Here is an 11,321-nt window from a genome sequence, read left to right as displayed (position 1 = left end):
CATCCAGGCGGACAAATTAATTCGACTCCGTTCTAATCTATGTTTACGCACTGCACCGCCACCTTATTCTGGTAAGGGTCGTCCGCGCCGACACGGTAACAAATTTAAACTTAATGATTCTACCACTTGGACAGAAACAATCGAAACTGTGGAATGGGATGATCCTCAATTAGGAAAATTACGAATTAGTTTATGGAAAGATTTACATTTCCAAGCTGCGCCACAACATCAACTGCAACTAATTCGGGTGGAAAGGATAGAGCGCTTGTATTCTTGGAAAATGCCTAAGCCTTTATGGTTAATTTGGATTGGAGAAGAAATGCCGTCTTTAGCTGAAATTTGGCAGCTATACTTGCGACGTTTTGGAGTTGACCATTGGTATCGTTTAGCTAAACAACGTCTTCATTGGACTTTACCTAAATTTAGTACACCCTTTCAGTGTGAGCGGTGGAGCGATTTGATGCCGATGATTACTTGGGAACTTTGGTTAGCTCGTGAAATAGTCGAAGATAGACCGTTACCTTGGCAGAAATCTCTCTCTAAATTAACCCCTGGTCGAGTTGCACAAGCTATGCCTGGAGTTTTAGCCGCGATTGGTACACCTGCTTGTTCTGCCAAACTCCGTGGAAAGTCTCCAGGCTGGCCTACGGGACAACAACGGTTGCCTCGTACTCGTTATCCTATAGTCAAAAAAGGTGTTTCTCGAACCAAAAAGCACTCGAAAAGTTAACTTTTTTCTTTCTTAAATCCTGATGTTAATTAGGATTTTTTACTCAGCTAGAAGCTGAGCTATTTTGGATTGCTTGGAGTTTAGACTAACCGCGCTTTAGGGCGCGGTTAGTCTAAACTCCAGTAATTCAAGTTTGTTAGTATTTTTAACAGGTTCTCGGTTTCGTTCCGACAGCAAACCGATTCCGCATATACAGTATACAACGTTAGAAGATACATCAGAAACTGGACAAATAATTACACGGTATTCTCCAGTTACAGATTACGAGTTTACCATTCAAGATGCTTGGCAACTCAAAGAACCACCCATTAAACGGGTAATGTACAAAGAAGCGACAAGCAAAGCGTTCCTGGTAGAAGAGGAAAATGGGCAAGAAATTGAATATACACCAGAAGTATTTTTTGCTAAAGCTGAATCAGATAGAGAATGGTTTAGAAAAATTTTACTAGCCGATTCCTTTTGCTTGCCAGTCTTAGAAAAGGCTGTAGAAATTTTAACTCAAAAACGTGGTACAGGCCAACCGCACGCCATGATTGTCCGCGCTCTTAACATACCGCACGCCCATCGATTATACCAACTGCTGCAAAACTTTCCTATCCTGAAAGAGCGCGTTGGCTTAGTTCATAGCGAAAAGGAAGGTTTCGATTTAGCAGGTAAACCGAGTGCTAGCTATCAGCGTTTTTTTAGCGGCGAGTATATCTGCCTCGTACATTGTGGCATGGTAGGGGAAGGGTTTTCTCACCCTTGGGCATCAGTAGAGGTGAGTTTATGTATTATGAAAAGCCTGACAGTAGCAGAACAAGAATTCGGGCGTATAGTACGTAGAGTACCGGGTCGCCCACCCGGTAATTTACCTGACTTAACTCACGAAAATTGGGGCGTTGTTGTCTCGCACGAAGCATTGGGGATTCGGGACATTTTTCTCTCATTTCTAGAAGGACAGAAATTAGCGCCCCTATCTGGATATGGAGAAGAAGAAATTGAGGTAATTTTAAAGCCTATTATTGAAACCGAATACTCGGCTGGGGAGAATGTTATTAAATTTAACGATACTTCTAAGTTAAAAGCGGGAGATATAATTGTTTTAAATCTACCCGCCCCACCAGTAAATAATACTCGGACTCAAACCAACTCTAAATTTAATTTAGCATCAGAATTAAAACAAAGCGGTAGTTTAACAAATCAGATTGAGCAAAAAAGCGAAGAGCGACTGCTTACCGCAACCAAATCAGTTTCAGAGTCCAAAGGATTATATAATGTTTTTAAGAATGCCGCCGATGAAGTTTTAAGAGCGATTCAACCAGATAATGAAAAAGTAGCCTCCCCATCTCTTCAAGATAAAATATGCGATGCCATCGTCGAACGAATGAATCAAATACGCAACACTCGCACTGTTAGTATAAGAGTCGAAGCTGTTTTAGATAATCGCACAATTCAAATTCTACCGCAATCAATTGATTTACCAGTCGGTACTTCTGTAGTCAGAAAACAAATATCTAGAACCAAGGAAGAAGTAAAGGTTAATTTTATCGGTCATTTAGGTTTGGATTGGATGGTAATGGTAGATGGCATTACCATGCCTTTCCAGGAATACAAGCGGCGGACAGTATTAAAGCAAAAAGGATTCGCTCTCGATGAGAATGGAGAAATCTTAGCAGGCGGTATGCGGTTACGAGATACTATGCCACCATCAACCTATGCAACATTTATTAAAGAATTAGAAATCGATATCGAACACAGTGCAGTTATTCCTCCCCATCCAGCAGTATCTTGCCGACCCGATGAAATTAAGCGCCAAAATGCGACAAAGTATGGCGCAGCAATTAGTTCGTCCATTTATAAGTTACTCGACCAGAAGTGGTTGATTCCAGATAGCAGTAGCGGTAAAAGTTTAATAGATAATCCTTTAGAATGCTTATTGCCGTTGATGGTAAGAGAGTCAGAATTAGAGGAATCTAACGGAGTGGTTAATCCAGATGCTATCCAGAGCGATTTTTATAAAAATAATGGCCAAATGCTGCATAAAGTTGTGTTTGCCTATATCAAGAGACAAACAGGGAAAAAGTGGGGGATACATGAAAGTATAAGCGAATATGAGCTAGCGGTGAAAGTAGCAAAAGAATTACTGGTAACTGTACGTTCTGAATTAATTGAAAGGCGGGGACAGTATTGAAAAATTTAAATTGGTTGTTTATAATAGCTGTAAGCTATCAACTGTCAGCCATCAGGAGTCAGGTTATTGACGACGCATAGTAAGGAATTCAAATCTTACAAATTGGCTGATAGCTGATAGCTGATAGCTGATAGCTTAAAAAAAAACGTGGCTCACGAACAACTTCCACTTCCTGGAATAGGCGATATGGTGTTGGGAACACCGCACCGTATTTCTTATAATAAGGCTAATAACCAACCAACATCAGGAGATATGGTGTTGGGATTTATGCCATCTGTCTATCAAAAAGCAATCTTCGATTGGTTAGCGTCCGGTGAGGGGTCATGTGTAGTTTCGGCTGTACCGGGAAGTGGCAAAACTACTACTTTAATAAAAGGTGCTAATTTTATTCCCAAAAATCTACGCTCGCGTTTTCTAGCATTCAACAAACATATTGCTGATGAGCTAAATCGTAAACTGCCCAAACACATCGAAGCGAGTACTATACACAGTTTGGGTTTGTCAAGTTTATGTCGTGCTTTTCGCAATATGCCTGAGATTAACAAACGTAAATATTCAGTGATTGTTAAGGATTATTTAGCAGATAGAAAGGTACATTCAGCGCTGGAATACCAGCGATTGGTATCGTTGGTAAAGTTCAGTCAACTTACTTTAACTGACCCCAGCAATAGCACAACATTAAAACAATTATGCCATTATTATGGATTGCCCAGTATAGGAGATTGGGATTTTATTCAAAAAGCTGTGTTTGAAATTCTAGAAATAGGAATACGTCAATGTAGAGAATTTATTTCTTATGAAGATATGGTATGGCTACCATCTGTGTTGAATTTGCCAGTATATAGCTACGACTTTCTGTGTGTAGATGAAGTGCAAGACCTCAACGCCGCACAAATCGATATTGTCATGAGGGCATATAAAGCCGGAGCTAGGGGGATTTTTGTTGGCGACGAACGTCAAGCTATCATGGGGTTTAGTGCAGTCGATCGACAAAGTATTGCTAATATTATAGAACGAACAGGTGCGATTCAATTATCTTTATCTATTTGCTATAGATGTCCGACTACCCATATCGAGTTGGCCAATCAAATTTATAATGTAATCGAACCTCGCAAGAATGCGCCACCAGGAACGGTTAACTCAATAAAAATAGCAGAAATTCCCAAGTTAGCTAAAGCTGGCGATTTGATTATCTGTCGCTGCTTTTATCCGTTGATACCAGTATATTACGAACTGCTCAAGGCAGGAATTGCAGCCAAAATAAAAAATAAGGATATCGCCAGTCAACTGAATAGTTTGCTGGGCGAGATTGTAGGAGAGACAACCAAACGGTATAGTTGTCAGGAATTTACTGATACTTTGCAAACGTGGTATGAGTCAAGAAAAAAAGAAATGCTCTTTGATGGAGTACCGATTACAGTAGTTGTGGATTTGCACGATCGCATCCTCACCCTTAATGCTATCTATACTGGTAATAATTGTCAAGATACAGTTGAACTGACTGGAGCGATCGAGCGTTTATCTAAAAGCGATAAGAATGAAGTATTTTTGACCACGATACATGGTTCTAAAGGGCTAGAGGCTGAAAGAGTTTTTCACATTAGACCGGATTTGCTTCCACATCCTAGAGCCGAGAAGGATTGGGAAAAGGAGCAGGAAAAAAACTTGCAGTTTGTTGCTGCTACGAGGGCTAAACACGATTTGTTTTTAGCGGGCAAATAGTTAATTATTATTTTATAATATTAATCAACGCAAACTATAAATATATGAAAAAAGACAGAAATAAAGAAAAAAAATTAAATAAAGATACTTTATGTATAGATAATAATCTCGCCTGTAGAGACAGAAATAATATTATTGCCGAACTGGATAATAACGTAGATTTGGCAATAAAAGATATGATAGCAGCTTTACAATCGGGGTTGTCCGAAAAAATTAAAGAAATCGCGACAAGTATAGCTAAAAAAATTATTGAGAACACAGGTAATAAACTAGCTCCTAGTGAATTTGAATTTTATGTTCAGAAAATAGCTGAAATAATAATAGACAAATTCAAAGCTAATTTAGAAGGGCAAAGTATCTGGGATACGGTAGTCGCTGATTCTAATTATTTATTAAATCAACCCCCATTAGTTACAGAGCCACGGCTTCAACCTGTAGTTCCTATTCCGTCCGCAGCAGTAATGTTTTCGAGCCTTGAAGCTTATATACGGAAAGATTTATGGCAAAAGAATGAGCAGGGAATAGCCTATTTACAGCATAAAGCCAAAGGCAATACTAATAACTATATCGAACATTATATCACTTCTCCAGGAGATATAACTTTACTACCTTGGGATGAAGCTCAACAAATTATTAATAAATTTGGCTTTACAACTGCTAAATTACACCTGGTTTTTGCAGCTCTTACTATGAAACAGGAGCGCCCTTGGCAAAGCCAATTTCATTTGAAAGCCAGCGATATAATTCGAGATTTTGGTTGGGACAAGAATCACAAAAAAAGCCGAACAGAAAAGTTATTAGAAATAACCAACACTGCCTTCATTCTTGATTGTTTGTTAGTCAAAGCTTTCTGGGTAGAGGGAAAAAATAAAAAAGGACAAATTATAGCAAGCGCTCCTGTCGGTAGAATGTGGAATGTCTATATTAAATTAACCGGTCAGTTTAATCTGGAAGGAAAAATAGATAAACCAGAAGAGGTTTATATCACTGTACAACCTGGATTGTGGACTCAAGATTTTTTGAATCGAGCTGGAGCTAAGTCACGAGAAGCTTTATATCAATTCGGTTATTTAGCTCAACAAGTTTTAAAAATAGATCCATATCATAATGAATTAACTCTTAGACTAGCTTTATACCTAACTCTCGATAGTCGCGTGCATTTGAGCGGTGAATATAAGGTAAAAAATCTGCTTGAAGCAGTAATACCTAAAACGGTAATCGATTCAGCGCGTAGCGATCGGTTGAGAGCGCACACTTTAAAACAAAACTGGGATAACGCTTTAAAACTGCTTATCAAACTTGGTTGGGAAGTTTATTTCGATCGAACATACCCAGAATGGTTACGACCAGGAAATCAAAGTAAGAAACCTGAAGGCTGGCGACAAATAAAAATTATAGAACGGCTGCTAGAAGCGGGGTTAACTTTTAAGCAACCCACGCCAATTCCAGAACTTTTAGCATCCAAGGTTAAACCGCCCAAAGCTAAACCTAAACCCAAGCCTCGCATTGGCTTGACTAACAACGAAATAAGAGAAGCCCGAAAAGCTAAAGGTTGGTCTCAGGCTAAGCTCGCTGGTTTTCTCGGAGTATCCCAAAATCTCATATCCCTGATCGAACGCGGCGATCGCAAGACAACCCCAGAACTGGAGTCAAAGATAAGAAAGCTGCTGTGTATTCCAGATTGAGCAATTCTTGCTTACTGCCTTCAGGCCAGAAGCTAGTCTATCATTACTTTTTTTCTCCGGTCGCCCCGATCGCAGTCTCATAGATCTTCTTTGAGCGGGAAAGGAGTAATAGCGGCTAATTCCAAAGAAAAATAAAGAAAATTTACCAAATCCGGGTCTGCTACCCCTTTTTACTGCCTCAATGTTGTTCCTTCTCCCGCGAAACCACTCTCCCGATCCCACTCCCGTACTGCCTCCAAAAAAAGGGGGGTATCAGTCGTGAGCGTCAGTCGATCGAATTAGGTACACAAAACCTTGGCTTTGTAAGCCTCCAGTTTGTTTTAAACAAAGTTAGCCCTTAAAAAAGGGCTCAAACTCTTATGTTACATAAGTTTTAGCGTTAAAACAAAATCACCCACATCCCCTAACAAAACCACCCACATCCCCTAACAACAGATTTTTAAAATCTTTACTGTGTAAGGCTTTCAGCCCTTTAAAACCAGCCCGATCAAAGAGAAAAGATCGCTTTCAATAATGGATACAACCAGATCTGGCATTATGTCGTGATGCCATCTGAATTTCATTCCATCAAAAGAAATTACGCTATTTACTCCAGCATTGAACAAGGAAACAACCTCCAGAACAAACACACCGAAAGTGAAAGTGGTTGTTCCACCAGCACATGGAGGCAGAGGTTCATTTATCAGGAAGCTCTGAAAACCTCAATGCCAACAGAGTTAGGCGACAAAACCAAAATTTTTTGTGGGGGTAGATCTGCCTTGCAGAACCAGAAGAAGCTCCAGGGAGGTGCTTTATGAGCAGAGAATTCACTTCCCTAAAAAGGAGCTGCCCTATATGTGATGGGGCACGCTCGGATTGCCGTCAATCAAATAGAACCAGCTTTATTCATTGTCGGAGCAACCTTAGCGATCCACCGGGCTATACTTTCCTGGGCACGGATAAGTGGGGATTCGGCATTTGGGGAAATAGAGCCGAACTAGAAGCAGCATCGCAACAGCAACGGGAACAGTGGCGGCAACAGCGGGAAGCGCAGCAGAAAGAACAAGCGGAACGACTTAAAAAACTGCCTTCAATTGAAGAGCGAAATTGCCAATACCGGAAGCTGCCGAACTTAAGCCATAAATATCTCAGCCACAAGCATCGGCTGCAATTGCGCTGTGTGCGGCACCTGAGTGAGCCAGAAATCGACTTTGCTGTCAACCAAAGATGGTTTCACTCATGGGAGAGGGGAATGCGAGTTTACGGCGTCTCGGCAGACCTAGCCGGAGTAAAATTAAAGGGCTCCCATACCACCTTGCTGGGCGTACAGGGAATAGCTCTAGCAGCGCTAGACTTCAACGGTAATATCTGCGGATTCCAAATCGCCTCAGACGATCGGGAAAAAGTGGCCAAATACATCTGGCTGTCTTCCGCCAATCAAGAAGGAAATGGCCCTCACTTACCGTCTGGCGAACTGCCCCTGTTCGTCTACCGTCACCCGCAAACCACCAGAATCGGCGAAATTTGGCTGGTAGAAGGAGCATTAAAACCAGCTATAGTAGCTCTAGTTCTGTGGTTGAGGTACCACCGCCCAGACATCCTTGTTATCGGTGCCGCCGGCGGTAATTTTACAGCTAGTGCCAAACTGCTACAGCAGACCATAGCCGCAGCCAACTGCGCTCGGATTGTTTTCTGTCCCGACGCCGGGGCAACTCAAAACCACAACCTAATCGGTCAACAAGGAGCTTACAGGCGCACCTTCAACCTACTCGAACGAATTGGCATTCAGCCCTCTGTAGCGTGGTGGGGACAGGAAAGTAAGAACAAGCTAGATATCGACGAACTGCTAGTAGAAGGACAAATATCGCAAGTCGATCGCATCAGCGCTCCCGAATTTTGGGCTAAATGTAACGCCACTCTGGAAACGTCCGTACAAGCTAATTGGGATCGTCAGGTTCCGAGGGAAATCAGCCGCTCAGAATGGTTAATACTTCAAGCCGATCGCCAACTTCAGCATTTATGGCAGGATTTGTGCCATTCGCTTGTAAAGCACCTCTCAAATAATAGAATCTCCAAAAACCAGGCTGGTTGGTTAAAAGATTCTCAATTTGTGCAATTTATCCACAGCATAGGGATACAACCAAATGGTAACTTGCGGGAGCAAACGCCAACACAATGCAGTGCGATTGTACCCTACAAAGGTTTGACAACTATTAACTACTCACCGGGAAACTTGCCGACTTTCCAGGAATGGGTAGAGATGGGCTGTCCCAAAATAATCTTTCAATCCGGAGAGCGTCGCCGATTGAATATCGAAGCCTTCCAAAAAGGTTTCCGAGCAACGTTAGATCGATCGCTCGTCGGTACTGGGAAGTCCCACGATTCAGGATTATACACTCGTGCTGACTTTGACCTGCTCGAATACGACGAAGAAGGTAAAGACATTGGTGGGCGGATATTCATAATATCCGCAGACCATAAAAATCCCACTACAGCAACAGTCGAACAAAATTCGGAAGACTTAATTAGCCGTCACAACGGAGAGGATTTAGATTATTTGAGGTTAACTCCTCTCTTGCAGCCATACCGCACTCGCACGCCCAAAGGAAAACAGCCGGACATTCCAGGTAACTGCCCCGAAACCGACACATTTATCATCGCATCTTCTGAAAAAGACGCAACAATTTTCGGCGGAAAAAATTCCCCAATTTGTCAAAGATGTTCCTTATTTTCCAACTGCGTATTTTTACAAAGAAGACAAGAACAACTAAAAGCTAAATACAATCTCCGGGCTCACATAGATTCTTTGGGAAGCGTTTCTCACCTTGATGTAGCGATTGTGGATGAGCCTGGAACTTTACTAAAAGCAACCAAAAACGTTAAATTCACAAAAGCAGCTATAGCACAATTAGCATTGCAGCTTGAAACAGAAAATTCACAACAATACAATTTAATTCGACCTTTCATAAGGCTGGTTTGGAGAGTATTATCCAACCTGGAAAACATCCCCCAATATGGATACAACCACGGCGAAAGCCTAGCAATTTTAGCTGGAGAAAAAGTAGACCCACTTTTGGTAAAATTTTGGCAGCGCTACCGCAAACTAGGTGAATTTTTTGAGCATCCAATAGCTGCCAAACTGAGAGCCAGATTGGCAAAAGCCAACCCGAACGCCGACCCGTGGGACACACCTGGAATACCCGAACTGGAAGAGCAATTGAGAGTGACACTCGCCCACAAATGGAATCACATATTAGAAGGATGCCAAACTCCAGAGCAAAAACAAGAAGCGATTAAAAAGTATGCAGTTTTCAACTGGCTTTCATCGCTTCTTAAGGTAATTAGCGGTCAAGACAAATACACAGATATCCAAATCAACGCTCAGGGCGAATTAGAAATAACTCGACCTAGCAATCGCCATCGCCGCACTTTATCCGGCTTTAAATTTGTCAACTTTTTAGATGCTACTATTACAATAGCCGACTTAAAGCGCAAAACAGGCATCGCACACATTCTAGAAATAGAGCAGAAAGTTGCCCCAGATGCCTTCAAAAATCTCTACTTCCGCATTGTAAAAGGACTCGGCACCAATCCCAAAGGAACCGCAGCCCAAACAACTTGGAAACGAATTACTGCGGCGATCGCAGGACTGATAGATCGCACTGACGTACCGGACTCGAAAAGGGCCATAATCGGCTTTAAAGGTCAGCTAGATAAATTTCCACAAGCGATCGCTACTCGCGGTTATTGGTTTAAAGATACTCGCGGTAATAACCGCTTCACCAGCACTAACCACTTAATCAACTTCGGGCTGCCAAAACCCAACTTAGCAGCTAAAGCAGGTGAGTGGCACGCCCTCACCGGGGAAGTAGTAGACCCCATCAACCGCTCGGGACGGTACGGAGCATGGTACAACGCACAAGTGCGGGCAGAGATTATACAAGATGCCGGACGAGTGCGGGCACACTTGCGACCTGATGAACAAATCTGGGTGGACTTCCTAGCTGGGGATGCTATGACAGAGCAGGATATCGGCACCCTCAGACAGAAATTCCCCGGTTGTACGGTTGAAATTATAGATGCTTACGACTTAGCCCCAGATGCCGCATCTAAGGGAGAGCAAAAAGCTAGAGGGATGATCCAGGTTGCTTGGCAGATGGTAAAGGAAACTGGGGACGCCAGCCGCGATGCGATCGCCAAAATCCTCAAACTTAGTCCCGGTAGGGTTTCTCAACTGGCAAAAGAAGCAACTGGTAAAACTTTCAACCAGTTAGTTGGTGCGTTAGTTTTTCTTTATAAGGCTTTAAAGGAAAAGCTAACGTTAACGGAACTGGACTATGGCCAGCTCTATATTGTGGAAAAGTATCTGCCCGCACTGGCTGAAGATTTAGAAAACCCCGCTCATACAGATTTGGTATCCGAAACAGTTATCTGTACGATTGAGAACGTTCCACCTCCACTCATGCGGCAGTTTTTAGCTGCTACACCGTCGTGGGTGGTATGTAAACTATTCGGTGGCTTGATGCAGACTGCGCTGCGAACGATCCAGTCAACAAGCTAAAAGCTAAAGTTTATCGTTTTTTAGAGGATCTTCAAGCGGGTGTTGAAATTTGGATGCCATCTGTTTGAGTTCGAGAGAAAGATGGTAGTCTATACTGGCTGATTTAGCACCAGAGCGAGCAGCCCAAAGTTTGAGTGAGTCAATTTGCTCAGCGGCAATAGATGCAAGGGGAACGGTGCTAGAGAGGCATCGGGCGATGTGTTGTGTTGTCAGCTGTTCGTTGTGGTAGAACGCCTCGTACATTCCATCGAGGATCGCCGCTTCAATTTCAGCGCCTGAAAATTTATCAGAAAGAGAAGCAAGAGCCAGCAAATCGAAGGGCTCGACGGCGTCGAATAGCCCCCACCACAAAATTACCGTTTCTCCTGCTAGGTCTGGGTCTACTTCGTAGCTAACTGCTTCCACACTAATCCGGGCATCAATGCCGACTTTGCGTTGTTCGGGTTCGCGGGCGAAGGTACAAAACCTTTC

5 protein-coding genes and 1 pseudogene are annotated in these 11,321 nt (G+C 42.6%); 5 read left to right on the top strand and 1 reads right to left on the bottom strand.

Translation table 11 applies throughout. The features are described from left to right. From ACE1CD_RS02325 to ACE1CD_RS02305, 5 genes are all read left to right on the top strand, one after another. The coding region (locus tag ACE1CD_RS02325; protein ID WP_374821304.1) for a hypothetical protein at positions 1–730 on the top strand (730 nt) is incomplete at its 5' end. A gap of 133 nt (positions 731–863) precedes the next feature. Next, positions 864–2,903, top strand: a complete 2,040-nt coding sequence (locus tag ACE1CD_RS02320; protein WP_374789675.1) for a hypothetical protein — start codon at positions 864–866, stop codon at positions 2,901–2,903. Between the two features lie 147 nt (positions 2,904–3,050). Beyond that, positions 3,051–4,625 carry a UvrD-helicase domain-containing protein gene (locus ACE1CD_RS02315; protein WP_374789677.1) on the top strand — a complete coding sequence of 525 codons (1,575 nt, stop codon included), beginning with the start codon at positions 3,051–3,053 and terminating at the stop codon, positions 4,623–4,625. A gap of 44 nt (positions 4,626–4,669) precedes the next feature. After that, a complete protein-coding gene (locus ACE1CD_RS02310; RefSeq protein ID WP_374789678.1) occupies positions 4,670–6,310 on the top strand; it encodes a multiprotein-bridging factor 1 family protein in 1,641 nt (546 codons plus the stop codon). A 793-nt stretch (positions 6,311–7,103) separates the two neighbouring features. Further along, entirely contained in the window at positions 7,104–10,850 is a 3,747-nt protein-coding gene (locus tag ACE1CD_RS02305; RefSeq protein WP_374789679.1) for a hypothetical protein, read from the top strand. Positions 10,851–10,853: 3 nt separating this feature from the next. On the opposite strand, the pseudogene ACE1CD_RS02300 reads toward ACE1CD_RS02305, so the two are convergent. After that, a pseudogene (locus tag ACE1CD_RS02300) lies at positions 10,854–11,321 on the bottom strand (hypothetical protein); the annotation flags it as partial.

The sequence above is a fragment of the Aerosakkonema sp. BLCC-F183 genome (genome assembly GCF_041929145.1).
Taxonomy (GTDB): domain Bacteria; phylum Cyanobacteriota; class Cyanobacteriia; order Cyanobacteriales; family Aerosakkonemataceae; genus Aerosakkonema.
This window is presented reverse-complemented; position numbering and strand designations above follow the sequence as displayed.